Here is a 25,239-nt window from a genome sequence, read left to right as displayed (position 1 = left end):
AACTCTCCGCAATATCCGCGTTCGAAACCGTCCAAACCTTGACGTGACCGGAGTCAGGCCGCCCCCATCACCTGTCGCGCGATCACCACCTTCTGCACGTCGGAAGCACCCTCATAGATGCGCAGCGCGCGGATCTCGCGATACAGGCCTTCGACGATATGACCCTTGCGGACGCCGTCGCCGCCATGCAGTTGCACCGCTTTATCGATCACCTCTTGCGCCTTGTCCGTGGCGAACAGTTTGGCCATCGCCGCCTCGCGCGTCACCCGCGCCGCGCCCATGTCCTTGGTCCAGGCGGCGCGGTAGACCAAAAGCGCCGCGGCATCGACGTCGAGCGCCATGTCGGCGATATGGCCCTGCACCATCTGCAGCTCGGCCATCGGCGCGCCGAACAGCTTGCGTTCGGCCACCCGCTTGATGCTTTCATCGAGTGCGCGGCGAGCAAAGCCGAGTGCCGCCGCGCCGACGGTCGAGCGGAACACGTCGAGCACCGACATGGCGATGCGAAAGCCGTCGCCCGGTTTGCCGATCAGCGCCGAGGCGGGCAGGCGGACCTGATCGAAAGACAGTCGTGCCAGCGGATGCGGCGCTATAACTTCCAGGCGCTCCGCGATGCCGAGGCCCTTGCTGTCCCCGGGCACGATGAAGGCTGATAGCCCCTTGGCGGCGGGTGCCTCGCCTGTGCGGGCAAAGACGACATAGAGATCGGCGATGCCGCCATTGGAGATCCAGGTCTTTTCGCCCGACAGGACATAGCCGTCACCATCGCGGGTCGCTGTCATCTCCATATTGGCGACATCCGATCCCGAGCGCGGCTCCGACAGCGCAAAGGCGGAAATGACCTTGCCGGCGCGCGTCTTCAAAAGCCATTGCTGCTGCTGCGGCGTGCCGAACAGGCTGAGCGCTCCGGTGCCGAGCCCTTGCATGGCGAAGGCGAAATCCGCGAGCCCGTCATGCCGCGCCAGCGTCTCGCGCGTGATGCACAAGGTGCGCACGTCGAGCGGTCCCGGATTGTCGGTGTCGAGCGCCGTCGGTTTCAGCCAGCCGTCCCGGCCGAGTTTTTGCACCAGCTCGCGGCAGGCGGCGTCGACGTCATGGTGATCGACGGGTAGGTTCTTCGCGCACCATGCTTCGAGGTGCTCGGCCAGTTCGCGATGACGGTCTTCGAAGAAGGGCCAGTCGAGGAAGGAGCGGTCAGGCATTTCTGCCTCCGCTATTCTCCAGAGTCCGTGCTCTACGGCGCCCCCCTCTGTCCTGCCGGACATCTCCCCCTCTAAGGGGGAGATCGATCCTCATCTCGGCTTTCGCGAATCGCCTGCGCCGCAGGATGGCTGCCGCCGCCGAAGCTGCCAATCTCCCCCCTAGAGGGGGAGATGGCCGGCAGGCCAGAGGGGGGCGCTGTCCCGCCAACGTCTCCATCAACCCGCTCATCCTCAATTCCCCTCGAACACCGGCTTTTCCTTGGCAACGAACGCCTTGTACGCCCGCTCGAAATCGCGCGTCTGCATGCAGATCGCTTGCGCCTGAGCTTCCGCCTCGATCGCCTGGTCAAGGCCCATCGACCATTCCTGGTTCAACTGCGTCTTGGTAATGCCGTGGGCGAAGGTCGGGCCGGAGACGATGCGCGCCGCCATGTCGAGCGCGTCGGCCTCGAGCGATGCGGCATCGACCAACCTGTTGTAGAACCCCCAGCGCTCGCCTTCGGCAGCCGTCATGTTGCGGCCGGTGTAGAGCAGTTCGGCGGCGCGGCCCTGGCCGATGATGCGCGGCAGGATAGCGCAGGCTCCCATGTCGCAGCCGGCAAGACCGACGCGGGTGAACAGGAATGCCGTCTTGGCGTCCGGCGTGGCGATGCGGATGTCGGAGCTCATGGCGATGATGGCGCCGGCGCCGACCGCCACGCCGTCGACCGCCGCGATGATCGGCTTGCCGCAGTTCAGCATCGCCTTGACGAAGTCGCCGGTCATGCGGGTGAAGGCCAGGAGCTGCTTCATGTCCATCTTGACCAGCGGGCCGATAATATCGTGGACATCGCCGCCGGAGCAGAAATTCCCGCCATTGGACAGGAACACCACGGCATCGACATCGTCGGCATAGACGAGGTCGCGGAATGTATCGCGCAGTTCCGCATAGCTGTCGAAGGTCAGCGGGTTCTTGCGCTCCGGCCGGTCGAGCCGGACCTTGGCGATCCGGCCTTCGACCTGCCAGAGGAAATGCTTCGGCTTGAAGCCGGCCATCTTGCTCATTCGCGTCCCTCCCAGTTGCTGCGGAACGAGGTCAGCATGCCGGTCAGACGGCGTGCCTCGTCCTCGCTGACCTTGCCCAGCAATTCGCCGACCCAGCCCTCGTGTGCGGCAGCGATGACGGCGAAGGATTTGGAGCCTTCATCCGTCAGCCGCACCATCGAGGTACGGCGGTCGCCATTGCGCCGGGCGCGGGCGACCAGCCCCTCGGATACGAGCCGATCGACGATGCCCGTGACATTGCCGTTGGACACCAGCAGGAAACGCGACAGATCGCTCATCAGCATGCCTTCGGGCGCGCGATAGAGCGCGGCCATCACGTCGAAGCGCGGCAGCGTCGTGTTGAACTCCTTCTTCAGGCGCTCGCGCAGTTCGGCCTCGATCGTGCGCGAGGCGCGCAGCAGCCTGATCCACAGCCGCAAGCGGTCCTTGCCGGGTCCCGACGGCGCGGGCAGGGGGCCGGCTACCATGTTTCGCCTCCTGAGATCGAAATTGCCTGTCCGGTGATCGACGCTGCCGCATCGCCGCAGAGCCACAGCACGGCAGCGGCAATTTCCTGCGGCCGGATGAAGCGGCCTTGCGGATTGGTCGCGGCAAGGCTCGCCCGCGCCTGTTCAGTCGAGCGGCCGGTTTTTTCCACGATCCGCTCAATGGACTCGTCCAGCATGTCCGTCTCGACAAACCCCGGGCACACCGCATTGACGGTCACGCCGGATTTCGCCGTCTCGGCGGCCAGCGCCCTCATCAGACCGACGACGCCATGCTTGGCCGCCACGTAAGGCGCGACATACGCGTAGCCCTTCAGTCCGGCGGTAGACGCGATGAAGACGATGCGGCCTGCCTTGCGCGCGGCCATGCCGGCGAGCGCTGGCTTCACCGTCAGAAAGGCGCCGGTCAGGTTGACATCGAGCGTGCGCTGCCAGTCGGCCAGCGTGGTCCTGTGCGCCGGCGTGCTGCCCGCAATGCCGGCATTGGCGACGACGATGTCGAACGGCCCACGCGCGGCCTCCGCCGTCTCGTAAAGCGATGCCATCGCCGCCTCACTGGTGACATCGGCAGTGATGGCGAAAATGCCTTTGCTTTCGCCAGCTACCTTGGCCAGCTCCGCCTCGCGCCGGCCGCAAATCGTGACGTCCATGCCGGCACCAGCCAGCGCCAGAGCGATCGCTCGGCCGACACCAGACCCGCCGCCGGTGACAAGGGCATGGCTGCCGGCGATCATCGCGGCGGCCGTCATACTTTCAGCCCCGCTGCGGCGTCGCGTTCGGCCAGTCGGTAGATCTGGTCGCGCCCCGGCAGATAAGGATCCGGCCATTTCACGCCACGGTCGCCGAGCGCCACCGCCGCATGCAGCGTCCAGTAGGGATCGGCGAGATGCGGCCGTGCCAGCGCCACCAGGTCGGCGCGGCCGGCCATCAGGATCGAATTGACATGGTCCGGCTCATAGATGTTGCCGACCGCCATCGTCGCCATGCCGACCTCGTTGCGGATGCGGTCGGAAAACGGCGTCTGGAACATGCGGCCATAGACCGGCTTTGCCAGCACCGAAGTTTGTCCTGCCGAGACGTCGCAAATGTCGACGCCGGCCTCATGCAACAGCCGCGCGATCTCGACGGCGTCGGCGGGTGTTACGCCTTCGATGCCGACCCAGTCATTGGCCGAAATGCGCATTGAGATCGGCTTCTGCGCCGGCCAGGCGGCGCGTACGGCGCGAAAGATTTCAAGGGGATATCGCATGCGGTTTTCCAGCGAACCGCCATACGCATCCGTGCGCCGGTTGGTGACCGGCGTGATGAAGGACGACAGGAGATAGCCGTGCGCGGCGTGGATCTCGAGCATGTCGAAGCCGCAGCGGTCGGCCATCTCAGCCGAAGCCACGAACTCGTCGCGCACTCTGTCCATGTCGGCGCGGTCCATCGCCTTCGGCACCTGATTCTGCGGCGACCAAGCGACCGCCGATGCCGCCATGACTGGCCAGTTACCCGAGGCGAGCGGCACGTCCGTGCCTTCCCACCCAACCTGGGTCGAACCCTTGGCGCCGGAATGGCCGATCTGTGCGCAGATCTTCGCCTCGGTCTCGGTATGGACGAAATCGACCAGCCGTTTCCACGCCGCCTCATGTTCGGGCGCATAGAAGCCCGGGCAGCCGGGCGTGATCCGCCCTTCGGGGCTGACGCAGGTCATCTCGATATAGATGAGCCCGGCGCCGCCCTTGGCACGCTCGGCATAGTGCGTGAAATGCCAGTCCGTCGGGCAGCCGTCGACGGCCTTGTACTGCGCCATCGGCGAGACGACCACGCGGTTGCTGAGCCGCATGTCGCGCAGCTTGAAGGGCGCGAACATTGGCGCGCGGCGCAGCCTGTTGGCGCCGGCGCCCGCCTGGCGCTGGAACCATTCCTCCGCGCTTTCAAGCCACTCCGCGTCGCGCAGCCGTAGGTTTTCGTGGCTGATGCGCTGCGAACGGGTCAGCAGCGAATAGTTGAACTGCACCGGATCGAGGCCGAGATAGCGCTCGACTTCCTCGAACCATTCGAGCGAATTGCGTGCCGCCGACTGCAGCTTCAGCACCTCGGTGCGGCGCGCATCCTCATATTTGCGGAAGGCGGCGTCGAGGTCCGGTTCGGTTTCGACATACTCGGCCAGCGCAACCGCGCTTTCCAGCGCCAGCTTGGTGCCGGAGCCGATCGAGAAATGCGCTGAAGCCGCCGCGTCGCCCATCAGCGCCAGATTCTCAGACGACCAGCGCTCGCACAGCACGCGCGGGAAATTGATCCAGGCCGAACCCCTGATGTGGTTGGCATTGGTCATCAGCTTGTGGCCGCCAAGATGCTTTTCGAAGATGCGCTCGCAGACGGCGATGGATTCCTGCTGCGTCATGGCGCCGAAGCCGAAGGCGGCCCAGGTCTGTTCGCTGCACTCGACGATGAAGGTCGCGGTGTCGCTGTCGAACTGGTAGGCGTGCGCCCACACCCAGCCATGCTCGGTCTTTTCGAAGATGAAGGTGAAGGCGTCGTCGAATTTCTGGTGGGTGCCGAGCCACACGAACTTGCATTTGCGCGTGTCGATGTCGGGCTTGAAGATGTCGACGAAGCTGTTGCGCGCCCTGGAATTCAGCCCGTCTGCGGCGACGACCAGGTCATGCGTCTCCATATAGGGCCGGGGATCGGCGATGTCGGTCTCGAACATCAGCCTGACACCGAGCTCGCGTGCGCGCCGTTGCAACAGGATCAAGAGCCGCTTGCGGCCGATGCCGCAGAAGCCATGGCCTGAGGATACAGTGCGCACGCCGTCATGGACCACGGCGATGTCGTCCCAATACGCAAAATGCTTCTTGATCCAGACGGCGCTGACCGGATCGTTCCTGGCCAGATTCTCGAGCGTTTCGGCTGACAGAACGACGCCCCAGCCGAACGTGTCGTCGGCGCGATTACGCTCGAAAACCGTCACATCGTGCGCGGCGTCCCTCAGCTTCATCGAAATGGCGAAGTAAAGGCCGGCTGGTCCGCCGCCGAGAACCGCAACCTTCATCTGTGCGATCTCCTCTTCGCTTGCTTGGTTTCAGTATCGCGCCGGGGCCAAGATATTTCAAGCTTAAAGTTTTATATCGAAACGATTATGCGAAATAGCGGGCCGCGCGCTCGCGCATCGCCGCGCGCGGCCCGTGGGGTCACTTTTCCGGGTTCTTCGGGCTCCACAGCACCGTCTCGGCACCCTTCTCGTAAGCCATGCCGTCGGGATAGCTGATCGCTTCCAGCTGCAAGCCCCAAGGCGCCTGGAAGTAAAGGATGGTCTGGCCGGCGGCGGGTCCTTCCTTGACCGGCAGCGGCCCCAACCTGGTCTTTACGCCCTTGGCCTCGAGATAGGCTTTCGCCGCCGCGACGTCGTCGACATAGAAGGCGATGTGAAAACCGCCAATGTCGCTGTTCTTCGGTGTCAGGTCCTTCTGGTCCGGCGCGGTGTATTTGAACAGCTCTATGTTCGACCCCGTGCCGCAGCGAACCATGGTGACCTGCTCGATGACAGCCTTCGGATCGACGCCGAGAAGATCCTGCATGAAGGTGCCCTTGTCGTCGGCGAACGGGCCGAACGACATTGCCTTCTTGCAGCCGACCACGTCGGTGAAGAAATCGACCGCCTGCTTCATGTCGGGAACCGTGATGCCGGTGTGGTCGTGCCCGCGCATGCCGGGGATCGAGCTTGCTGCCGCCATACCGGTGCTGCCGAGGATGGCGGCAGCGAGTGCTGCATTTCGAATTATTGTCTTCATGTCAGTTTCTCCTCCATTTGGCGGGGCTTTGTCATTGGCCGGTCGCACATCCGAGCCCGCTTTTCGGCGTGCGTATGCATTCATGTCGGAGCCTTGGCAGCGGAAGGAATATCCAGCCAGCCGTCGTCGATTTCGGGCAGTGGGATGGCCGCGATCAGGTCGCGCGTGTAGGTCTGTCGGGGATTTTCGAAGAGAGCGTCCGTCGCGCTCGCTTCGACGATCCTGCCTTCGCGCATGACGATGACCTGCCGGCACAGCCGCCGGATGACCGACAGATCGTGGCTGATGAAGGCGACCGTCAGCCCCATCTCCTCCGCCAGTTTCTCCAGAAGGGTGAGGATCTGCGCCTGCGTCGAGACGTCGAGGCCGGAGACGATCTCGTCGGCCAGCACGAATTTCGGCGCCAGCGCCAGCGCGCGCGCTATGCCGACGCGCTGGCGCTGGCCGCCCGACAGTTCGTGGCGGTAGCGGCCGGCGAAGCTCTGCGGCAGGCCGACGCGCTGCAAGGCCTCGGCCACGCGGTCCCTGAGATTGTCGGCAAGCCCGTTCTGCTTCAGCGGCGCGGCAATGATGCTGGCAATGGTGCGGCGCGGGTTGAGCGACGACATAGGATCCTGGAAGATCATCTGCAGATCGCGGCGCAGCGGCCGCAACTCCGCCTCCGGCAGATGCGTGATGTCTATGCCGTCGAAGCTGATGCTGCCGGCGCTGGGCTCCAGCAGTCGTACCAGGGCACGGCCGAGCGTCGACTTGCCGGATCCGGACTCGCCGACGATGCCGGTCACCGATCCCTTGGGCAGGTCGAAGTCCAGGCCTTTTAGGATTTCCGCCAGCGGCGCGCGGCCGATCAGCGGCTTGCGGGTCATGTCGGGCAGCGCGACTTTCAGACCGCGCACGGAAAACAGCGGCTCAGCCATGCGGTCGCCTCCACGCCTGGTCCGCGGCCGCAATCTCCGTGGCAAGCCCGGCCAGCACTGCCTCGTCGACCGGCTTTAGCGAGGCGAGGGGATCGGTGTAGCGCGGCGTTGCCGCCATCAGTGCCCGTGTGTAGGGGTGCTGCGGTGCCGCGAAGAGGGCAGCTGTTTCGGCCTCTTCCACGACCTTGCCGGCATAGAGCACCGAGACCTTCTGGCTGATCTTGGCGACGACGCCGAGGTCGTGGGTGACGAACAGGATCGCCGTGCCGTGCTCGCGCTGCAACGCAGCGATGAGCCGCAGGATCTGCTTCTGCACGGTGACGTCGAGCGCCGTGGTCGGCTCGTCGGCGACGATCAGCCGGGGCTCGGCGGCGAAGGCTGCGGCGATCAGCACGCGCTGGCGCATGCCGCCGGAAAGCTCGTGCGGGTAGCTTTTCAGTACCCGGTCGGGGTCACGGATCTGCACCTCGTCCAGCAATTGCCGGATGCGGGTTTCGGCCCTCTCGCCGCTCCAGCCGAGGATGCGCACCAGCCGGTCGGTCGTTTGCGGGCCGATGCGGCGCGACGGGTTGAGCGCGGTCAGCGGATCCTGCGGGATCAGTGCGGTGCGCGCGCCGATCAGCGTGCGCCGTGCCTTCGGGTTGAGCTTGCCGAGGTCTTCGCCCTCGAGCCGCATATCGCCCTCGACGATGCGCACGCTCGACGGCAAGACGCCAAGTACCGCCTTGCCGATCATCGTCTTGCCGGCGCCGCTTTCACCGACCAGTGCTCGCACTTCGCCGGGCTGCACGGCAAGCGACACCGAGCGCAGCACGCGCTGGCCGTTCGGCAGCACGGCGCTCAACTCCTTGATATCAAGACAGGCGCTCATCGCAGCACCGGATCGAAACGTGTCTTCAGCGCCTCGCCGAACTGGCTGAACGACAGCACGGTCAGGATCAGCGTGATCAGCGGGAATACCAGCACCCACCAGGCCTGGTGGATCGACAGCCGGCCCTCGGCGATGATGCCGCCCCAGGTCGGGTCGTCGGTCGAGATCGACAGGTTGACGAAGGACAGGATCGCCTCGACGATGACGGCGATGCCCATTTCCAGCGACAGCAGCGCCACGATCGATGGCACCACATTGGGCAGCACTTCGCGCAGCATGATGCCGATGCGGCCATAGCCGGCGATGCGGGCGTTCTCGACATAGTCCATGCGCGACTGGCCCATCGCCTCGGCGCGGATGACCCGGCAGAAACGCGTCCAGTCGATGATCGCGATCGCCAGGATGACAGAGCTCAAACCCGTGCCGAGCACGGCAACCAAAAGGATGGCGAACAGCACCGGCGGGAATGCCATCCAGACATCGACGATGCGCGAGATGATGCGGTCGGCCCAGCCGCCGAAATAGCCGGCGATCAAGCCCAGGGTCGAGCCGACAAGGCAGGCGGCGCTGGCGGCGGCGAACGCAACGATGAAGGCGATGCGCCCGCCGAAGATCAGGCGTGACAAGAGATCCCGGCCGAGGCTGTCGGTGCCCAGCCAATAGCCGGGCTCCGCGCCATCGAGCCAGAACGGCGGCAAACGTTCGAGCATAAGATCCTGCGCGAGCGGGTCCCGCGGCGCGACCAGCGGCGCCAGGATCGCCGCCAGCAGCACCAGCAGCAGCCAGCCGCCGGCCAGCCAAAGCCTGGCGCTTGAGCCGTGTCTCGAGATGCGGCTCTCATCCATGGCGCAGCCTCGGATTGAGCAGGGCGTACATCATATCCACCGCGAGATTGATCAGCACGAACAACAGCGCGAAGACCAGCACGATGCCCTGGATCAGCGGCAGGTCGCGGTTGATGACCGCGTCGATCGCCATGTTGCCGAGACCCTCATAGGAAAACAGCCGCTCGACGATGACCGTGCCCCCGATCAGGAAGGTGAACTGCACGCCGACCAGCGTCAGCGTGGGCAGGGCGGCATTCTTCAGCGCCTCGCGCAGGATGACCTGCGTTTCCGAAAAACCCTTCACCCGCGCCAGCACGACATAGTCGAGGTCGAGCACTTCCTTCAGCGATTGTTTCAGTAGCTGCGAGATGATCGCCGCCAGCGGCAATGCCAACGCCACTGCCGGCATAAGCATGTGCTTCAGGAGATCCCATGTGAGATCGAGGCGGAGCCGAAGCAAGCTTTCGAACAGATAGAACTGGCTGACGAAGGGCAGGTCGAGTTGCGGCGAGACCCGGCCGGAAATGTCGAAGATCGGCACCAGCACCCCGAACAGCAGGATCAGCACCAGGCCCCAGAGGAAGTCGGGAATGGAAAGTGCCGCCCCGCTGGCGATGTCGATGCCGGCTTCCACCGCCGTGCCTCGTTCGCGGGCGCCGAGGATGGCCATCGTCCCCCCGATCGCCACCGCCATGATAAGCGCGACGATGGCGAGTTCCAGCGTTGCCGGCAGCCGGTTGAAGACAAGCCCGAGCACGTCTTGCCGCAGCGAGATCGAGGTGCCGAAATCGCCTTTGACGACGCCGGACAGCCAGATGAAGAACTGCTCGACAATCGTCTTGTCGAGGCCGTAGAGCGCCCGCAGCCGGGCGATGTCGACATCGGTCGCGCCGGGCGGCAGCATCATGGCGATCGGATCGCCGGGAGCGATGCGGATCACGACGAAGACGACGACGGCCACGCCGAACAGCGTGATCAGCATCGTCAAAAGACGGATCAGGAATCGTTGCAGGAGCATGTAAATCTTTGCTGGAGCCCGGAGGCTCGTATGCCGAAAGAAGATGCGCGCCGTCGCTATGGACGGCGCGCGGCAAGCCCGGCCGATATCAGGCCGGGGTCATCAGGGCCGGCAACAGCGCGCCGGACACATGCTGCACGACGTTGACGCCCTTGGCATGCACGATCGGCTGCGCATACTGCATCAGCGGCAGCACATAGGCTTGCTCGGCGATGTATTTGTCCACCGCCTTCCAGCCGGCGATGCGCTTGGCCTCGTCCTTCTCACCCCACAGCGGGTTGATCATGTCGATCAGATCCTGGCTGTCCCACACCGAGTGCGGGCTCGGACCAAACATGGCAAAGCCGGTCGAGGTGGTCGGGTCGCCGATGGCGTTGCCCCAGTTGTAGAAGGCCGCCGGCGCCAGCTTGTCGGCGGCGCGCAATTCGTAATGCTTGGCGATCTCGTAGACTTCAATGGTGGCCTCGATGCCGACCTTGCGCCACATGCCGACGATCGCCTGGATCATCTCGTAGTCCTTGGGCTTGAAGCCCTTGGTCGTCTGGATGGTGAACTTGACCGGCTTTTCCGGCGAATAGCCGGAAGCGGCCAGCAATTGCTTGGCCTTTTCCGGATTGTGCTCGACCTTGATCGACGCGTCGTAGGCCGCGTATTCCGGCGTTTCCAACGTGGCGAGCGGCTGGCCGTAGCCGCGCAGCAGCCGCTTGACCAGAAGCTCCTTGTCGACCGCCATGACGGCTGCCTGGCGCACGTTCTTGTCCAGCATCGCCTCGACGTCGTTGAAGAAGATCATGCCGATGTCGGAAACATTCTTGATCGAGCCGGCAAGGCCGTCCTTGGCGATCAGGCGGTCATACTCCTCATAGGGAATCTCGAGCGTCACCTGCGAGGAGCCGGACTCGATTTCGGCGACACGGCTCGCCGCGTCTGTGACGAATTTGATCGTCACGTTCTCGAATGCCGGCTTGCCGCCCCAGTACTTCGGATTGGCCTTCAGCCGCAGGAAGGCGTTGCGTTCGAACTTCTCGACCATGTACGGGCCGGTGCCGATCGGAGCCTTTTCGAAACCTTCGGCGCCCACCTTCTCGTAATAGGCCTTCGGCATGATGTAGCCCGTGAGGAACGACATCCACTTGAAGTAGACCGGGTCGAACTGCACGACATCGCCCGTGATCTTGTTGCCCTCGATCTTGAAGTTGTTGACGTTCTTCCACACGAACTGGATCGGGTTGCCGGTCTTTTCATCGCCGGCCCGCTGCAACGACCAGACCACGTCCTCGGGCGTGAACGGCGAGCCGTCATGCCAGGTTACGCCCTCGCGCACCGTCATCATGATCTTGGTGCGGTCGTCATTCCAGCCCCACTCGGTGAGCAGCCCCGGCGCGAAGGACAGGTCCGGCTTCTGCGGGATGAACTGATCGAACACCGACTGGTAGAGGCCCTGGATGGTCGGGTTGACCGCCGAAGGTCCGGTGGTCGGATCCCAGGACGGCAGGTTGACATTGTAGGCGATGGTCAGTTCGCCGGCCGCCGCCCCGGCGATCTTCGGCAGGCCGATGGCCGTCGCCCCGAGTGCGGCGGCACCGTATCCGAGCAATTCGCGTCTGTTGATTGTCATGGTCGTTCCCCTTGTTGGTTTTTCTGTTTTCCGTGCACGGCTTCGTTGTTTGATCAGTGGGTTCCCTGGCCAACCGTACCTTGCCTTGCTCCACCCCAATGCCTTTCGGCTGCTACCTCCCGCCAAGCTGTTGCGCCAGCATGAAGCCCGAGGCGGCACCCGTGCCGGCGCCCGGCCATGTGGCGGCACCGGTGAGATGCAGATTGGCCACAGGCGTGTTCCAACCGGCGTAGCCGCGTGCCGGGCGAAACAGGAAATTCTGTGCCAGGTGGTGGCTACCACAAACCTGGTCGCCGCCGACGAGGTTCGGGTTCTCGCGCTCGAGGTCGATGGGCGAGAACACGGCCTGGCCAAGGATCTTGGCTCGCAGGCCGGGCGCGTAGGTTTCGACGATGTCGAGCACGCGCTCGGCATAGCGATCCTTAACCTGATCCCAATGCGCGGGCGTGATCTTGCCGGCGGCGTCGCCAAGGATTTCTGCCGGCAGCATGCGCACCTGCACCCACAGCACATGCTTGCCTTGAGGCGCGCGCGGCGGATCGACCGCGGTTGGTTGGCCGACGACCAGCACCGGCTCGTCCGGCAGCACGCCCGCCATCGCCTGCTGATAGGTGCGCGACATGGCGTCGAGCGACGGTGACAGATGCACATAGGCGAACTGCCGCAACTCGGCGCCGGCGCGCCAGTCCGGCAGGTCGTCCAGCGCCAGATGGATCATCATGGTGCCCGGCGCGTGGCGGAATTTCTGCATCGCCGTGTCGAAGCCGGCGTCGCCGGAACCGTTCGGCAAAAGCGTGCCGGCCAACGCCTTGGGTGCAACGCCGGCAATGACCGCCCTGGTGGCCGTGTGCGTCTCACCCGACGCGAGCCGCACACCCGTCGCCTTGCCGGCCGAAACCGTGATTTCGGCTACCTCGGCGTTGGTGAAGATCTTGCCGCCGGCCCCCGCGACCATGCCCGACAAGGCACGGATGATGGTGTCGGCGCCGCCCTTGCCCAGCACCATGCCGAAGCTCTGGTTGGCCATGGATTCCAGATAGGGGAACACGGCGCCGCCGGCGATGTCGGGCGCAAAGTCGAGATGCATGCCCCAGGTGGCGAGCGTCGCCCGCACATGGGGCGACTCGAAAGTCTCCTCCAGCCACGCGCGAGGCGAGGAAAGCAGCAGGCGCCCGGTGTCGAGCGCGCCGGTAAGGCCCTTCTTGCGCCAAAGGTTCCACGCCGTGCCGGCAAGGGCGCGGGCGCTCATCGGTGATCCCAAGAGGCGAAACAGATGCTCTGCTTCCTCCGGGAAGGCGGCGACCAGCTTGCGCCACGTGGCGGCATCGGCGGCGGAGAAGGCAGCCATGCGCGCGGCCGTCTTTTCCAGATCGTTGCTGACGCCGAACCAGCGTCCGTCCGGGAAGGCGCTGGCGAAACAGTCGGCGACCGGCGCGAATTCCAGCCCGTGGGCGTTCAATTCATTTGCATATTTCCGGTGGAAGGCCGAGCCGGCGAACAGGCTCAGATTCATCGCGCCGAAATCGTGCCGAAAACCCGGCAGCGTGAACTCGCGGGTCTGGACGGCGCCGCCGATCGTTGCGCCGCCCTCGAAAACCCCGGTTTTCCAGCCTTTGAGTGCCAGATGCGCGGCGCAAGCCAGACTGTTGTGGCCCGCCCCGACAAAGATGGCGTCGAACTCGCTCACGCCCCGCACCCATTTCCTTTATGCTTAAAGATAATTGCAGATGCATATGTTTTCGTCTAGTAGGATATCAAGGGCCGAGACGAGCCTTCAGCACATCAGACAAGAGGGAACAGAGACCATGGACACGCAACAACTCCTCGGCGAAGTCGCCGGCCAGCTTCTTTCAGGCGCCATCAAGGTGGTCGACCTGTCGGCGCCGCTCGGTCCTGACACGCCGCTGATCAAGCTGCCGCCGGAACTTGCCGTCGACACGCCGAAGGTCGAGATCCATAACATCTCCCGTTACGACAAGAATGGTCCCTGGTGGGCCTGGAACTGGCTGAAGCTCGGCGAACACTCGGGCACGCATTTCGACGCGCCGCAGCACTGGATCAGCGGCAAGGATTATCCGGATGGCGCCACCGACACCATTCCGGCGCAGAACTTTATTGGTCCGGTCAATGTCATCGACTGCTCCAAGGAAGCCGCCGCAGACCATGATTTCCTGCTCACCGTCGATCACATCAAGGCGTGGGAAGCCAAGCATGGCGCCATCAACGCCGGCGAATGGGTGGTGATGCGCACCGACTGGTACAAGCGCAACGGCTCGGAAGCCGAATTCCTCAACGCCAACGAGACCGGCCCACACACGCCCGGCCCGACGGCGGAAGCAATCCAGTTCCTGATCAGCAAGGACATCAAGGGCTGGGGCTCGGAGACGATCGGCACCGATGCCGGCAAGGCCGGCGGCATGGAGCCGCCATTCCCGGCCCACACGCTGATGCACAAGGCCAACCGCTATGGTCTGGCCAGCCTGTGCAACCTCGACCAGTTGCCGCCGAAGGGCGCCATCCTGATCGCCGCGCCGCTCAAGATCGAGCACGGCACCGGCAGCCCGATCCGCGCCCTGGCGCTGGTGCCGGGCAAATAGGGCGAAGTGGATCTTCGGGAGAAGATCATGCGCGCGGGCGATGCGATAGGGAGGCAGGTTGGCGGCACTCGCGCCCTACGGCGCCCCCCTCTGTCCTGCCGGACATCTCCCCCTCAAGGGGGGAGATTGGCAGCTTCGGCGCCCCTCTCATTCCTGCAACGTGGGAGATTGGCGAAAGCGGTGATGACAGCCAATCTCCCCCCAAAAGGGGGAGATGTCCGGCAGGACAGAGGGGAGCGCCGTAGAGGACTGACCTCCCAAGCCTATCCGCTGCCCACGGGGAACCGCCAATGAACGCCCCCGACCACATCATCGTCGGCAGCGGCATCAACGCGCTGGTCTGCGCGGCGATGCTGGGCGGCAAGGGCGCAAAGGTACTCGTGCTGGAGCGCAACGACCGCATTGGCGGCTGCATGCGCACCGAGGAAATCACCGCGCCCGGTTTCATCCATGATGTGATGGCGACGACATTCGTGCTGTTCATTACCTCGCCGGCTTACGCGGCGCTGGGCAAGGACTTGGCCCGGCATGGCCTGGAGTTCTGTCACGCGGCCACCCCGACGGGGGTGCTGCGGCCCGACGGCAGCCATGCCGTGCTCAGCACCGACCGCGCCGCCAACATCGCCGCCTTCAATGCGATCGCCGCAGGCGACGGCGACCGGCACGCCGAGGATGTCGGCGGCATCGAGCGCAATGCCGGGCTGCTGTTCGGCCTGCTCGGCGGCAGCCTTTGGTCTTATCCGACAATGAAGCTGCTCGCCGGTGATGCCTGGCGGCGGAGCCCGCGCGGGCTGGCCGCCTTTCTCGGCGATGCGCTGGTGCCGGCGCGCGCATGGCTGGAAAGCACCTATCGGTCCGAAACCATACGCGCGCTGTGGGCACCGTGGGTGCTGCATGCCGGACTTGGGCCGGAAGATGCTTTCTCCGGCCAGATCGCCAAGGTCATCGCCTTCGCGCTGGAGGCTGCGGGCGCGCCGATCGTCAAGGGCGGGGCGAAGAACCTGCTGTCGGCGTTCGAGGCGCTTGTCAAAGAGCGCGGCGGGGTCATCTCCACCGAGGCCGACGTTGCCTCGATCATCCTGACCGAAGGTCGCGCCACCGGAGTGCGATTGGCCTCGGGCGAGACCGTCAATGCGAAGAAGAGCGTCATCTGCTCGGTCACGCCGACGCAGCTTTACGGTCGGCTGCTCGGCAGCGACAGCCCCAGGAATGACATCGAGGCGACGCAAAAATACCGCTACGGCAAAGGCAATTTCCAGATCCACTATGCCCTCGACAAGCCGCCTTCATGGCGGGGCCAGGGGTTGGACAAGGTGGCGCTGCTGCATCTGACGCCTGGGTTGGACGGTGTGTCGAAGGCCTGCAACGAGGCGACGCGCGGCATGCTGCCCGAAGTGCCGACCATCTGCGTCGGCCAGCCGCACGCGCTCGATCCCTCGCGCTGCCCGCAAGGCAAGGCGATCCTGTGGCTGCAACTGCCCGAGGCTCCCCGTCACATCAAGGGTGATGCCGCCGGCAAGCTGCAGGCGCCGGCGGACGGGCAATGGACCGACGCGCTGCGCGAGGCCTATGCCGATCGCGCCGAAGCGATCCTTGCCAGTCATATCGATGGCTTCAAGGACAGCGTCATCGCGCGCCGCGCCTATTCGCCTGCCGATCTCGAAGCGATGAACATCAATCTGGTCGGCGGCGACCCCTATGGCGGGTCCTCGACCGTCGACCAGTCCTTCCTGTGGCGACCGTTCAAGACCAGCCGCAATCACCAGACCGGCATCAAGAACCTCTACCATATCGGCGCCTCGACCCATCCGGGCGCGGGCCTCGGCGGCGGCTCCGGCTTTCTCCTGGCGGGGAGACTGTGATGGAGCAGAAAATCGCGGAAAAGCGCCAGCGCATATCGACCTTGGGTCAGATCGGCCTGCAGCAATTCGCGCCCTATCTGATGAACCGCATCATGGGCCGCTACAACGCCACCTTGCGCGACGATTTCCGCAAGCAGGGCCTGACCATTTCGCAGGTGCGGGCGCTCGCGGTGCTGTCGGTCACCGACGGCGTCACCGTCAACGACCTCTCGGTCTACACGGTGATCGAGCAGTCCACCTTGAGCCGCACGCTCGACACGCTTGAGGGGCAGGGGCTTGTGCGGCGCGAGCAGGGGGTTAGCGACAGTCGCATCCGCCATGTGTTCCTGACCGACGAAGGCCGCACCGAGTTCACCCGCGCCTGGCCGGCCATGCATGACGCTTTCGAGGCCATGTTCGACGATGTCGACGACGCCGAATACGCCGCGCTGATCGCGACATTGCAGAAAATGCTGAAGAACATTCGCAAGCACGACATCTAGACGTACGCGCCGCCGCTGCCGGGCGGCAACGGAAGGAGGCCAAAAATGGCCGAACGGTCTTTTGCCAAGGAAGTCGAAAAGCTGAGGCTCGGCGCGGGCGAGGAATTTGCCGGCGAAGGCATCCTCGCCATCACCAAGGCGCTGCTGCAATGCGGCGTCGGCTATGTCGGCGGCTACCAGGGTGCGCCGATCAGCCATCTCATGGACGTGCTGGCCGACGCACAGGACATTCTGGGCGAACTCGGCGTGCATTTCGAGGCGAGCGCCTCGGAAGCCACCGCCACCGCCATGCTGGCGGCCTCGGTGCATTATCCGATCCGCGGCGCGGCAACCTTCAAGTCGACGGTCGGCACCAATGTCGCCTCCGACGCGCTCGCTAATCTGGCATCTGGCGGCGTCACCGGCGGCGCGCTGATCATCGTCGGCGAGGACTATGGCGAGGGCTCCTCGATCATGCAGGAGCGCAGCCATGCCTTCGCCATGAAAAGCCAGGTCTGGCTGCTCGATCCGCGCCCGAACCTGCCCTCGATCGTCAAGGCCGTGGAAGACGGCTTCGAGTTGTCCGAGGCCTCCAACACGCCTGTCATGCTGCAGGTGCGCATCCGCTGCTGCCATGTCCACGGTCATTTCACCGCCAAAGACAACAAGCGGCCGCCGATGACGGTGGCCGATGCGCTGGAGGCGCCCCGCCGCGACACCGGCCGCATCGTGCTGCCGCCCGCTTCCTTCCTGCACGAGAAGGAGAAGGTCGCGAAGCGCTGGCCGGCGGCGGTGGATTTCATCAAGAGCCGCAAGATCAACGAGATCTTCGGTTCCGATCACGGCTCCGTCGGCATCGTCATGCAGGGCGGCATGTACAATTCCGTCATCCGCGCTTTGCAGCGGCTCGGCCTTGCCGACACCTATGGCGAGACCGACGTGCCGCTCTACGTGCTCAATGCCGTGTATCCGTTGATCGACGACGAGTTTCTGTCCTTCTGCGAAGGCAAGCAGGCGGTGCTGGTCGTCGAGGAAGGCCAGCCCAACTACATCGAACAGGCCTTTGCCGCCATGCTGCACAAGGCCGGGCGTGGCACCCGCCTGGTCGGCAAGGAGCACCTGCCGATGGCCGGCGAATATACCGGCCAGGTCATGCTCGACGGCATCGGCGCCTTCCTGCGCACCGAGGCGCCGCATCTTCTGCCCGGCGAAGTGCGGGCTCCCAACAAGGTCGGCGACGGCGTCGACACGGCGGACCTGATCAATGTCGTTCCAGGTCGACCGCCCGGTTTCTGCATCGGCTGCCCGGAGCGGCCGATCTTTGCCGCGACAAAACTGGTCGAACAGGAACTCGGCAAGCACCACATCGCGTCCGACATCGGCTGCCACCTGTTCTCGATCATGCCGCCCTTCGAACTCGGCGCCACCACAATGGGCTACGGGCTCGGCCCGGCCTCGGCCTCGGCCTTCAATTCACCCGACGCCAAGCGCCGCTCGATCTCCTTCGTCGGCGATGGCGGCTTCTGGCACAACGGCCTGACCTCCTCGATCGGCAATGCGGTGTTCAACAAGAACGACGGCGTCATCGTCATCGTCGACAATTTCTACTCGGCCGCGACGGGAGGACAGGATATCCTGTCGTCTCGCGCCGGCAACAAGACCAAGTCGACGAAGCATCCCATCACCGAGGCCGTGAAAGGTATGGGCGTCAAGTGGCTGCGCCATGTCGACCGCACCTATGACGTCGGCAAGATGCAGGACACGCTGCGCGAGGCGCTGACCACGGACGAGAAAGGCCCGAAAGTCATCGTCGCCTCGTCGGAATGTATGCTCAACCGCCAGCGCCGCGAAAAGCCCCTGGTCGACAAGGCGATCAAGGGTGGGACGCGCGTCGTCAAGCCGAAGTTCGGTGTCGACGAGGATATCTGCACCGGCGACCACGCCTGCATGCGGCTGTCCGGCTGCCCGTCGCTGTCGGTGAAGTCGCTCGACGATCCGCTGCGCGACGATCCTGTCGCAAGCATCGACCAGAACTGCGTCGGCTGCGGCAATTGCGGCGAGGTGGCGGACGCGGCGGTGCTGTGCCCGTCCTTTTATCGCGCCGACGTCGTGCACAATCCGAGCCGTTGGGACCGCGTCCTCGAGAGCACCCGGCGCGCGGTCATTGGCCTTTTGCAGCGTCGCCGCGAGGGCCGCCGTCTGATGTTCGCCGATGCTTGATCCCAACGCTACACTGCGCCCGAAGGCTGGCGCCGCCGCCGACGAACGCGTTATCAAGCTTGCGGTGCTCGCCGTCGGCGGCCAGGGCGGCGGCGTGCTTGCCGACTGGATCACCGACGTCGCGGAGCGCAACGGTTACGTCGCGCAATCGACCTCGGTGGCCGGCGTCGCCCAGCGCACCGGCGCCACGATCTACTATGTCGAGATGGCCCGTGACACCGGCCGCCTGCCGGTCTTCGCGCTGTCGCCCTCGCAAGGCGACGTCGACATATTGATTGCCGCCGAGCTGATGGAAGCCGGCCGCGCCATTATCCGCGGCTTCGTCACCCCCGACCGCACGACGCTGATCACTTCCTCGCACCGCATCGCCGCCGTATCGGAAAAGATCGAGCCCGGCGACGGCAGGGCGTCGTCGTCGAAGGTGCACGCGACGGCTGAAGCCGCATCGAAGCGCTTCATCGCTTTCGATATGGAAAAGATCGCCGCCGACAGCGGCTCGATGATCTCGGCCAGTCTGCTTGGCGCGCTGGCCGGCTCCGACGCTCTGCCGTTCACGCGCGAAAGCTACCAGGAGGCGATCGGCGCCGGTGGCCGCGGCGTCAAGGCCAGCCTCGCCGCCTTCGCCGCCGCCTATGATCGCGCGCGCGGCACGGCATCATCCGCTGCGCCAAAACCGGCGGAAGCAGCTGTCGTCGGCTCCGCCCTGGCCGCTGGACAGGTGAGTGGCCCGCAAGACCTCCTGCGAGGCTGGCAGGCCCTGGCCGCCCGCATCGACGTGATGCCCGTGGCGGTGCGCGACATGGCGCTGCGCGGTCTGCGAAAGGTCGTGGACTATCAGGACATTGCCTACGGACGCGAATATCTCGACCGCCTGGACAAAGCCGTCGTGCTGGACGGGCCTGATCGAGCCTATGCCCTCTCGATCGCCGCCGCCAAGCATTTGGCGAACGCCCTATGCTACGACGACATGATCCGCGTCGCCGACCTGAAGACGCGCTCGACCCGCGACAGGCGCGTGCGCAAGGAGGTCGGCGTCAGGGATGGCTCGGTCCTGCAGGTGACCGAGTATTTCCATCCGCGCATCGAGGAGTTCTGCGGCACGCTGCCGGCGGGGCTGGGCAGCTACATCGAGAACCGGCCGAAGCTCGCCGCCTTCCTTGACCGTCGCATCAATCGCGGCCGGCGCATCCGTACCGATAGTTTTGCCGGTTTCACCGCTCTGTGGTTCATCGGCGGCCTGCGCCGCTGGCGCCGCCGCCTGCTGCGCCACAAGGTGGAAGCCGCGCATCTGGAGAGCTGGTACGCGCTGGCGCTGGGCCATGCGCGTGAGGACTATGCGTTGGCCGTCGAGATCCTGAACTGCCGCCGGCTGATCAAGGGCTACAGCGACACCCATGTCCGTGCCCAGTCGAAGTTCGACCGCGTGCTGTCGGCGCTCGACCTGCTCAAGGGGCGCGCCGACGCCGCTGACTGGATCAGGCGGTTGCGCGAGGCGGCGCTGAAGGACGAGAAGGGCGACATGCTCGACGGCGCTCTCAAGACGGTGGCGACGCTGGGGGCCGGGCCGACACACTGAGGCCGCGTCGCGCCGTCACCGTGTTTCGACTTGTGAATGAAGCGGCGCAGCTTGCGGGAAAAGATGCAGCAGTCCTGAATCGGCGCGGCGGCGCAGATGTGCATCCACCTCGGCCCGGTCAGCACAGCCATGGAACCTGCCGCCGCAATGGTCACGCAACCGCACCAGATCGGACATGACGGGTGACATCGGCAGGCCGGCGGCATCGAGCAGGCTTGCGCTGAGAAAGGCAATATCGAGCGACGCCATATCGGGCATCGGGTGACGCAGTGGATGATGGAAGGTCGTGAGGGTGTAGAAGGTGCGATAGGCGAGCGAGTCAAGCTTGGCCAGCGCGTCACTGCCTGCGGTCGCATCGACAAACGGTTTGGTTGCCGAGGACTGGTGGTCGCCGAATTCGAGCACCACGGCGCCGCGCCTGCCGGCCTCCGCTTCCCGTTGTCTGAGAAAATCCTGAAAGTCGCCGCGCGCGATCGCCATGCGGCGCAGATATTCGCCGGCCTGGAAATCGTCCGCGAAGGGCTCGCCTTCCACCTTCAATCCCGGCTCCATCCGCCCCTCATAGGGCGAGTGCGGAAACATGGTCTGGATTTCGAGGAACAGTGGCCGGCCGTCTTCCCGGCGGTGCCTGGCGATGAATGCCTCCGCCGCGTGATAATAGAAATTGTCGCGCAGATGGTAGAAGGGCGCGGCGATATCCCTGATGTCGAGGACGTTCTCGAACCCGATCGACTTCAAGAAAGGCCCCTCGTTGACGAAGGTAAAGTCCATCGGCGTCATGACGGCCGTTCGATAGCCGCAGCGCGCCAGCAACTCCGGCAACGCTCCGGCGACCTTATCCTGTAGCGTGATCGTCAGATAGGGACTTCGCCAGCCGAAGTCGGTGGCCGAAACCCCGGTCATCAGCGACAAATTGCTGATCCAGGTGCCGCCGCCGAACGTCTCGACCTGCATCGGGCGGGGCTCGCCGGCGGCAGGTGCAAATCGCTGCAGGAATCCCGCGCCGCTGGCGATCTGCGGAAAATAGCTTGGATCGGACTGGCTTTCGCTCAACACGAAGAAAATATCGGGAAGCGCTGCCCGGTCGCCGCAGTCGACCGTGTCGGCGAAGGGTGGCTGTGGCGCGACGGCCTGCAGCCGCTGCTCGAACGCCGGCTCGACGACCATGTTGCGCAGATCCATCAGTGAGATGAAGAAGGCCGACATGTGCCGGCCCTGCATATAATAGAAGTACCGGTCCTTCGAAGCCTCGGCTGGAAAGGTCAGCGGCACCAGTGTGACGAGGAGGGCCAGAAGCAGGGCGCGCGCCGATGCGGGCCAGCCAAGCTTCCGGTCGGCGCGAAAGATCAGGATCGCTGCGGCGATGCCAAGCACCAACACCGCGGCGACAGGCAGGATGAGGTGGAGATAGGAGCCGAGCAGGAAGCGATACACTCCCGGATCCGTGGACACGAAGATCGTGTCGTAGAAGTGCAGCGAGAACCCCTTCATCCGGAATTTGACCGCCGAGATCAGCGTCACCAGGGCAACGGCCATCCAGGCAAGATAGACGGAAAAGGCGAGGCGCCCCGATGTCAGGAACACCGCTCCCGCGAGCGCCCCCACCAATGTCAGCGAGAACGGCACCGACAGCCATTCATGCTCGGCTCGGCCGGCACCAAAAACGCCCGCAAGGCTGATCAGCACCAACGCCAGCGGATGGCAGAAGGCCCGCAAAGGCCCTTGAGGTCGAGATATGGCTTTCCCCACGAACATGTCTTTGCGTTCCTTTGGGGGAGCTTTGTGTCATTTGCAGCTTTCGAACAATTCCATAGTAAATTTAACCTTAATCGCCATCTGCAACCGGAATTCAGACGACCAGATCGCGCATCGGCTTCATCGCCGCGGACTCCGGGAACACCTTGTCGCCGAGCACCGCCGCCGAAAGCCCGAACTGGTCGGCGAGCAGGCCTTTCAGCACCGCCCTGACATCGCTGGTCGGTGCCAGGTCGCGCTGCTCGTAGAGCTGGGCCGGCTTCAGGCCCGGCCAGTCGGCTATGACGCGGCCGCCCTTGATCGCGCCGCCGGCGAGCAGCACCACCGACCAGGGCGGCGTCCGGCGGCATGGAGCCTTTGGCCGGGATAGCCACGTCAGCTCCTTGTTCAGGCCCAGCGCGGCGCATGAACCCGTTTTCGGCGCGATGCGCTCAGGTCGGATCGGTTGCTGCGGTCGAGGGGGCCAGGCCGGTGAAGCGGCTGGCCCCCGCGCACGCTTACCAGTGACGCCAGCGGTGCCAGACCCGATGTGGGTGCCAGACAGGATGGGGGTGCCAGACGTGGAAGACCGGGCCGGGCCGGTAATAACGCGGATACACAACCCCCCGATTGGGCACGCAGCGCCCCCAGTGGTTGGGATGCCAGCCGGGGCCGCAACCCCATGCCACATGCTCGATCAGCGCGGGGGCGCTTGGCTGGGCCAGCATCGGCGTGGCGGATGCCGCCGCAACGGTCGCGGCCGTTCCGGTCAAGGCAAGCGCGGCGGCGGCCGCGTATTGTGTCAGACGGTTCATGACGATACTCCAAATGGTCTCGAAGTTGAAAACCTGTTCGCACCAGGCGGTCCGGCAGGTGTGCCCTTCTTGCCTTAAACGGCGGCTTCGGCGCATTCCGTCGGTGCTTATGGCGATTTTTTTGGCGCCGGCGGCAACCCGGCGCGTCTTGTCAGCCCCTCAGCCAGAACGCCGCGATCCTCTGCCGAACTTGCCGCGGCGAACTCGACGATGCGCTGCTCCAGCCGCATGCGCATGGTGACGTCGGCGTTGCGGGCCCGCTCGAGCGCGGCTGTCAGGGCTGCCGTGTCGAGGGTGGGCTGCCGCAGCAGGTCGGCGGCCTCGCGCCTGGCCTGCTGGCCGTCGAGGATGACCTGGCGGGATTCGCGCCGGACCTCACGCAACGCCTTGCGGAATATCCTGCGTTCCTGGTCCGGAAGCCGGCCTCCGACCGCTTCCAGCGAATAGCCCTGGCCCGCCTTGCCACTTCTCAGCCAGACTGCGCCGCCGGCAAGGGCGCCGGCCAGGAAGACGTTCAGCGCCACGGACGCGATGAGGAGCTTGCGGCCCGTGCTCATAGGTTTTCCTCGATCGTGTCGTCGGGACCGGCATCGCCGAACGCCGTCGTATTGGCGTCCAGCACATACTGATCGGGCTGAACCTCAGGCGTGGCGACGATCACCAAAGCCGATCCGGCAACCGCGCCGGCCAGGCCGATGCCGGCAAGTCCGAGCCCCAGCCACCACAAGCGCCGGCGCCAGCGTTGGGCAAGATGACCGTCGGCAGCCCTCACTATGCCGACGTGCAGCGCCTTGCCGGGCGCTTCGACGCGGTAGCTGTCGAGCAGGGCGTCGAGCTTGCCGGCATCCCTCAGAATGGCCGCGCCCGCATCGCTTGCGGCAAGGATGCTGCCCGCCGCGCGTTCGGCCTGTGGCCATCGCCGCAAGTCGCCGCCATAGGCTGCCGCCAGCGCGGCAAAGCGTTCGGCATCCATCGTCGGTGCGTCCCTGGATCGGTCAGACATCGGTCTTTCCCTTGCCTGTTGGCCCCTTGCCCGCTGGCATCGCGTGCCCGCACGGCGCGGCGATCATCGGAGCCGGCCGCCAGGCGGTGTCGGCAAGGCGCGAACGCTGCGCCTTCATGGCGGCGCGGTTTTCATTCATGGACACCGTCCCTGGCCAGGATCGCCTGCAGCGCCCTGCGGCCGCGCGAAAGCAGGCTCTCCAGGGCATCGACGCTGATCTCCAGGGTCGTGGCCGCCTCGATGTTCGACATGTCCTGATAGTAGACCAGGATGATGGCTTCGCGCTGGCGCGGGGCGATGGCTTGCAGGGCCTGTTCGACGCGCTGCGCGTCTTCCCGCGGCTGGGCATCCGGAAGCGGCGCCGGGTCCATCACCTCCGGCAGATCGTCTGTCACCCATTCGCGGCGGCGGCGCAGCCGGTCGTAGCAGAGGTTCAGCGTCACCCGGTGGATCCAGGTGTCGAAGCGTGCATTGCCGCGCCGCCAGCCCGAGGCATGGCGCCAGATTCGGACGAAGGTCTCCTGCGCGACATCCTCGGCTTCTGCCGTGTCGCCCAGCATGCGCACGGCAAGCGCCAGGATACGCGGCAGTTTGCGCGCGACCAGCGTTTGCACGGCCGCCGGATCGCCGGCGCCGACACGGCGAACCAGCTCCTCGTCCGGATCCGCGCTCATCGGCTGGCGCACCCCTGATGGTCATCGCGTGCCATTACCCCCGTTCATTGCTCCGGCTTGGGAGCGGTTTTGTGGCCCGGCATTTCGTCGACGCTCAGAACGCCGTCGCCATTCTTGTCCAGCCTGGCGAAGCGCTGGGCGAAGAACGCATCGAGCTCGGCGCGGTCGATGAAGCCGTCATGGTTCGAGTCGGCGCGCGCGAAGGACTGTGTCGGGTCGCCCTTGGTGCCGCGCTTTGCCTGGAGGGCCTCCCATTCCAGCAGGCTGATCTTGCCGTCGCCATCCGTGTCGGCGGCCATGATCGCCTTCTCACGCCGCTTCTGGAACTTGGCCAGCGTGATGTCGGGCCTGGTCTTTGACGTGGCTGGCGCGGCAGTGGGGGGCGGTGCAGAAGGGGACGTCGCGGCCGGAGGCTGTGTCGCCGTCTGGGCGAACGCCGTGGCGGTCAGCAGGCTCAAGGCAGCGGCAAGGATCGAACGGCGTATCATGCTGGCGTCTCCGGTTAGCGCGCTGCCATGGCATTGTGCCGTGGCGAC

General features: G+C 65.2%; 24 protein-coding genes and 1 pseudogene. 5 read left to right on the top strand and 20 right to left on the bottom strand.

Annotated elements, in window-relative coordinates; genetic code table 11:
- Nucleotides 1-53: 53 nt before the first annotated feature.
- The 12 genes from FJ949_RS15650 to FJ949_RS15590 form a co-directional block, all read right to left on the bottom strand.
- Nucleotides 54-1,202: an acyl-CoA dehydrogenase family protein gene (locus tag FJ949_RS15650; protein WP_140496983.1), complete on the bottom strand. Its 1,149-nt coding sequence runs from the start codon at nucleotides 1,200-1,202 to the stop codon at nucleotides 54-56.
- 231 nt (nucleotides 1,203-1,433) lie between these two features.
- Nucleotides 1,434-2,246, bottom strand: coding sequence for an enoyl-CoA hydratase family protein (locus FJ949_RS15640; protein WP_140496981.1), 813 nt, complete (start codon nucleotides 2,244-2,246; stop codon nucleotides 1,434-1,436).
- Nucleotides 2,243-2,713 (bottom strand): MarR family transcriptional regulator, encoded by a 471-nt coding sequence (locus FJ949_RS15635; protein WP_140496979.1) that lies wholly within the window; start codon nucleotides 2,711-2,713, stop codon nucleotides 2,243-2,245. The genes FJ949_RS15640 and FJ949_RS15635 overlap by 4 nt, the downstream gene beginning before the upstream one ends.
- Entirely contained in the window at nucleotides 2,707-3,480 is a 774-nt protein-coding gene (locus tag FJ949_RS15630) for an SDR family NAD(P)-dependent oxidoreductase (protein WP_140496977.1), read from the bottom strand. The genes FJ949_RS15635 and FJ949_RS15630 overlap by 7 nt, the downstream gene beginning before the upstream one ends.
- Nucleotides 3,477-5,771 carry a bifunctional salicylyl-CoA 5-hydroxylase/oxidoreductase gene (locus FJ949_RS15625; protein WP_140496975.1) on the bottom strand — a complete coding sequence of 765 codons (2,295 nt, stop codon included), beginning with the start codon at nucleotides 5,769-5,771 and terminating at the stop codon, nucleotides 3,477-3,479. Before FJ949_RS15625 ends, FJ949_RS15630 begins: the two co-directional genes overlap by 4 nt.
- A 139-nt stretch (nucleotides 5,772-5,910) precedes the next feature.
- On the bottom strand, nucleotides 5,911-6,510 hold the full coding sequence (locus FJ949_RS15620) for a VOC family protein (RefSeq protein WP_140496973.1): 600 nt from the start codon (nucleotides 6,508-6,510) through the stop codon (nucleotides 5,911-5,913).
- A gap of 80 nt (nucleotides 6,511-6,590) precedes the next feature.
- On the bottom strand, nucleotides 6,591-7,427 hold the full coding sequence (locus tag FJ949_RS15615; RefSeq protein ID WP_140496971.1) for an ATP-binding cassette domain-containing protein: 837 nt from the start codon (nucleotides 7,425-7,427) through the stop codon (nucleotides 6,591-6,593).
- On the bottom strand, nucleotides 7,420-8,298 hold the full coding sequence (locus tag FJ949_RS15610) for an ABC transporter ATP-binding protein (protein ID WP_140496969.1): 879 nt from the start codon (nucleotides 8,296-8,298) through the stop codon (nucleotides 7,420-7,422). The genes FJ949_RS15615 and FJ949_RS15610 overlap by 8 nt, the downstream gene beginning before the upstream one ends.
- Entirely contained in the window at nucleotides 8,295-9,143 is an 849-nt protein-coding gene (locus FJ949_RS15605) for an ABC transporter permease (RefSeq protein WP_140496967.1), read from the bottom strand. Before FJ949_RS15605 ends, FJ949_RS15610 begins: the two co-directional genes overlap by 4 nt.
- A complete protein-coding gene (locus FJ949_RS15600; RefSeq protein WP_140496965.1) occupies nucleotides 9,136-10,143 on the bottom strand; it encodes an ABC transporter permease in 1,008 nt (335 codons plus the stop codon). The genes FJ949_RS15605 and FJ949_RS15600 overlap by 8 nt, the downstream gene beginning before the upstream one ends.
- Before the next feature lie 88 nt (nucleotides 10,144-10,231).
- Nucleotides 10,232-11,761 carry an ABC transporter substrate-binding protein gene (locus FJ949_RS15595; RefSeq protein WP_140496963.1) on the bottom strand — a complete coding sequence of 510 codons (1,530 nt, stop codon included), beginning with the start codon at nucleotides 11,759-11,761 and terminating at the stop codon, nucleotides 10,232-10,234.
- A gap of 112 nt (nucleotides 11,762-11,873) precedes the next feature.
- Complete coding sequence (locus FJ949_RS15590; protein ID WP_140496961.1) at nucleotides 11,874-13,448, bottom strand: NAD(P)/FAD-dependent oxidoreductase; 1,575 nt, start codon at nucleotides 13,446-13,448, stop codon at nucleotides 11,874-11,876.
- A 118-nt stretch (nucleotides 13,449-13,566) separates the two neighbouring features.
- On the opposite strand from FJ949_RS15590, the gene FJ949_RS15585 reads away from it, so the two are divergent.
- The 5 genes from FJ949_RS15585 (at nucleotide 13,567) to FJ949_RS15565 (ending at nucleotide 20,477) form a co-directional block, all read left to right on the top strand.
- Nucleotides 13,567-14,358 (top strand): cyclase family protein, encoded by a 792-nt coding sequence (locus FJ949_RS15585; RefSeq protein ID WP_140496959.1) that lies wholly within the window; start codon nucleotides 13,567-13,569, stop codon nucleotides 14,356-14,358.
- 290 nt (nucleotides 14,359-14,648) lie between these two features.
- Nucleotides 14,649-16,220: an NAD(P)/FAD-dependent oxidoreductase gene (locus FJ949_RS15580; protein WP_140496957.1), complete on the top strand. Its 1,572-nt coding sequence runs from the start codon at nucleotides 14,649-14,651 to the stop codon at nucleotides 16,218-16,220.
- Nucleotides 16,220-16,702 (top strand): MarR family transcriptional regulator, encoded by a 483-nt coding sequence (locus FJ949_RS15575; RefSeq protein WP_140496955.1) that lies wholly within the window; start codon nucleotides 16,220-16,222, stop codon nucleotides 16,700-16,702. Before FJ949_RS15580 ends, FJ949_RS15575 begins: the two co-directional genes overlap by 1 nt.
- Before the next feature lie 45 nt (nucleotides 16,703-16,747).
- Entirely contained in the window at nucleotides 16,748-18,901 is a 2,154-nt protein-coding gene (locus tag FJ949_RS15570; protein ID WP_140496953.1) for an indolepyruvate ferredoxin oxidoreductase subunit alpha, read from the top strand.
- Nucleotides 18,894-20,477, top strand: coding sequence for an indolepyruvate oxidoreductase subunit beta family protein (locus tag FJ949_RS15565; RefSeq protein WP_140496951.1), 1,584 nt, complete (start codon nucleotides 18,894-18,896; stop codon nucleotides 20,475-20,477). The genes FJ949_RS15570 and FJ949_RS15565 overlap by 8 nt, the downstream gene beginning before the upstream one ends.
- Nucleotides 20,478-20,492: 15 nt before the next feature.
- Here the strand turns inward: FJ949_RS15565 and FJ949_RS15560 are convergent, their stop codons facing one another.
- From FJ949_RS15560 to FJ949_RS15530, 8 genes and pseudogenes are all read right to left on the bottom strand, one after another.
- Nucleotides 20,493-22,232 (bottom strand): sulfatase-like hydrolase/transferase, encoded by a 1,740-nt coding sequence (locus FJ949_RS15560; protein ID WP_224646587.1) that lies wholly within the window; start codon nucleotides 22,230-22,232, stop codon nucleotides 20,493-20,495.
- 94 nt (nucleotides 22,233-22,326) lie between these two features.
- Nucleotides 22,327-22,560: pseudogene (locus FJ949_RS15555) on the bottom strand (hypothetical protein); the annotation flags it as partial.
- Between the two features lie 169 nt (nucleotides 22,561-22,729).
- Complete coding sequence (locus FJ949_RS15550) at nucleotides 22,730-23,026, bottom strand: hypothetical protein (RefSeq protein WP_140496949.1); 297 nt, start codon at nucleotides 23,024-23,026, stop codon at nucleotides 22,730-22,732.
- Between the two features lie 107 nt (nucleotides 23,027-23,133).
- Complete coding sequence (locus tag FJ949_RS15545) at nucleotides 23,134-23,583, bottom strand: periplasmic heavy metal sensor (RefSeq protein WP_140496947.1); 450 nt, start codon at nucleotides 23,581-23,583, stop codon at nucleotides 23,134-23,136.
- Nucleotides 23,580-24,029, bottom strand: a complete 450-nt coding sequence (locus FJ949_RS15540) for a hypothetical protein (RefSeq protein WP_140496945.1) — start codon at nucleotides 24,027-24,029, stop codon at nucleotides 23,580-23,582. Before FJ949_RS15540 ends, FJ949_RS15545 begins: the two co-directional genes overlap by 4 nt.
- Nucleotides 24,022-24,168, bottom strand: a complete 147-nt coding sequence (locus FJ949_RS30350) for a hypothetical protein (protein ID WP_181165287.1) — start codon at nucleotides 24,166-24,168, stop codon at nucleotides 24,022-24,024. Before FJ949_RS30350 ends, FJ949_RS15540 begins: the two co-directional genes overlap by 8 nt.
- Nucleotides 24,161-24,703: an RNA polymerase sigma factor gene (locus FJ949_RS15535; RefSeq protein ID WP_140496943.1), complete on the bottom strand. Its 543-nt coding sequence runs from the start codon at nucleotides 24,701-24,703 to the stop codon at nucleotides 24,161-24,163. The genes FJ949_RS30350 and FJ949_RS15535 overlap by 8 nt, the downstream gene beginning before the upstream one ends.
- A 44-nt stretch (nucleotides 24,704-24,747) precedes the next feature.
- Nucleotides 24,748-25,191 (bottom strand): EF-hand domain-containing protein, encoded by a 444-nt coding sequence (locus tag FJ949_RS15530; protein ID WP_140496941.1) that lies wholly within the window; start codon nucleotides 25,189-25,191, stop codon nucleotides 24,748-24,750.
- Between the last annotated feature and the right edge of the window lie 48 nt (nucleotides 25,192-25,239).

Source organism: Mesorhizobium sp. B2-4-1, assembly GCF_006442185.1.
Taxonomy (GTDB): domain Bacteria; phylum Pseudomonadota; class Alphaproteobacteria; order Rhizobiales; family Rhizobiaceae; genus Mesorhizobium.
The sequence above is the reverse complement of the archived record's forward strand: the minus strand, read 5'-3'. Positions and strand labels throughout refer to the sequence as shown.

What these genes read in the sequence shown, in the direction of transcription:
- FJ949_RS15650 (WP_140496983.1), bottom strand. Translation starts at nt 1,202, where the DNA reads ATGCCTGACCGCTCCTTCCTCGACTGGCCCTTCTTCGAAGACCGTCAT.
- FJ949_RS15560 (WP_224646587.1), bottom strand. Translation starts at nt 22,232, where the DNA reads ATGTTCGTGGGGAAAGCCATATCTCGACCTCAAGGGCCTTTGCGGGCC.
- FJ949_RS15595 (WP_140496963.1), bottom strand. Translation starts at nt 11,761, where the DNA reads ATGACAATCAACAGACGCGAATTGCTCGGATACGGTGCCGCCGCACTC.
- FJ949_RS15640 (WP_140496981.1), bottom strand. Translation starts at nt 2,246, where the DNA reads ATGAGCAAGATGGCCGGCTTCAAGCCGAAGCATTTCCTCTGGCAGGTC.
- FJ949_RS15550 (WP_140496949.1), bottom strand. Translation starts at nt 23,026, where the DNA reads ATGAACCGTCTGACACAATACGCGGCCGCCGCCGCGCTTGCCTTGACC.
- FJ949_RS15620 (WP_140496973.1), bottom strand. Translation starts at nt 6,510, where the DNA reads ATGAAGACAATAATTCGAAATGCAGCACTCGCTGCCGCCATCCTCGGC.
- FJ949_RS15575 (WP_140496955.1), top strand. Translation starts at nt 16,220, where the DNA reads ATGGAGCAGAAAATCGCGGAAAAGCGCCAGCGCATATCGACCTTGGGT.
- FJ949_RS15580 (WP_140496957.1), top strand. Translation starts at nt 14,649, where the DNA reads ATGAACGCCCCCGACCACATCATCGTCGGCAGCGGCATCAACGCGCTG.
- FJ949_RS30350 (WP_181165287.1), bottom strand. Translation starts at nt 24,168, where the DNA reads ATGAATGAAAACCGCGCCGCCATGAAGGCGCAGCGTTCGCGCCTTGCC.
- FJ949_RS15565 (WP_140496951.1), top strand. Translation starts at nt 18,894, where the DNA reads ATGCTTGATCCCAACGCTACACTGCGCCCGAAGGCTGGCGCCGCCGCC.
- FJ949_RS15615 (WP_140496971.1), bottom strand. Translation starts at nt 7,427, where the DNA reads ATGGCTGAGCCGCTGTTTTCCGTGCGCGGTCTGAAAGTCGCGCTGCCC.
- FJ949_RS15605 (WP_140496967.1), bottom strand. Translation starts at nt 9,143, where the DNA reads ATGGATGAGAGCCGCATCTCGAGACACGGCTCAAGCGCCAGGCTTTGG.
- FJ949_RS15545 (WP_140496947.1), bottom strand. Translation starts at nt 23,583, where the DNA reads ATGAGCACGGGCCGCAAGCTCCTCATCGCGTCCGTGGCGCTGAACGTC.
- FJ949_RS15540 (WP_140496945.1), bottom strand. Translation starts at nt 24,029, where the DNA reads ATGTCTGACCGATCCAGGGACGCACCGACGATGGATGCCGAACGCTTT.
- FJ949_RS15585 (WP_140496959.1), top strand. Translation starts at nt 13,567, where the DNA reads ATGGACACGCAACAACTCCTCGGCGAAGTCGCCGGCCAGCTTCTTTCA.
- FJ949_RS15570 (WP_140496953.1), top strand. Translation starts at nt 16,748, where the DNA reads ATGGCCGAACGGTCTTTTGCCAAGGAAGTCGAAAAGCTGAGGCTCGGC.
- FJ949_RS15630 (WP_140496977.1), bottom strand. Translation starts at nt 3,480, where the DNA reads ATGACGGCCGCCGCGATGATCGCCGGCAGCCATGCCCTTGTCACCGGC.
- FJ949_RS15530 (WP_140496941.1), bottom strand. Translation starts at nt 25,191, where the DNA reads ATGATACGCCGTTCGATCCTTGCCGCTGCCTTGAGCCTGCTGACCGCC.
- FJ949_RS15635 (WP_140496979.1), bottom strand. Translation starts at nt 2,713, where the DNA reads ATGGTAGCCGGCCCCCTGCCCGCGCCGTCGGGACCCGGCAAGGACCGC.
- FJ949_RS15600 (WP_140496965.1), bottom strand. Translation starts at nt 10,143, where the DNA reads ATGCTCCTGCAACGATTCCTGATCCGTCTTTTGACGATGCTGATCACG.
- FJ949_RS15610 (WP_140496969.1), bottom strand. Translation starts at nt 8,298, where the DNA reads ATGAGCGCCTGTCTTGATATCAAGGAGTTGAGCGCCGTGCTGCCGAAC.
- FJ949_RS15535 (WP_140496943.1), bottom strand. Translation starts at nt 24,703, where the DNA reads ATGAGCGCGGATCCGGACGAGGAGCTGGTTCGCCGTGTCGGCGCCGGC.
- FJ949_RS15625 (WP_140496975.1), bottom strand. Translation starts at nt 5,771, where the DNA reads ATGAAGGTTGCGGTTCTCGGCGGCGGACCAGCCGGCCTTTACTTCGCC.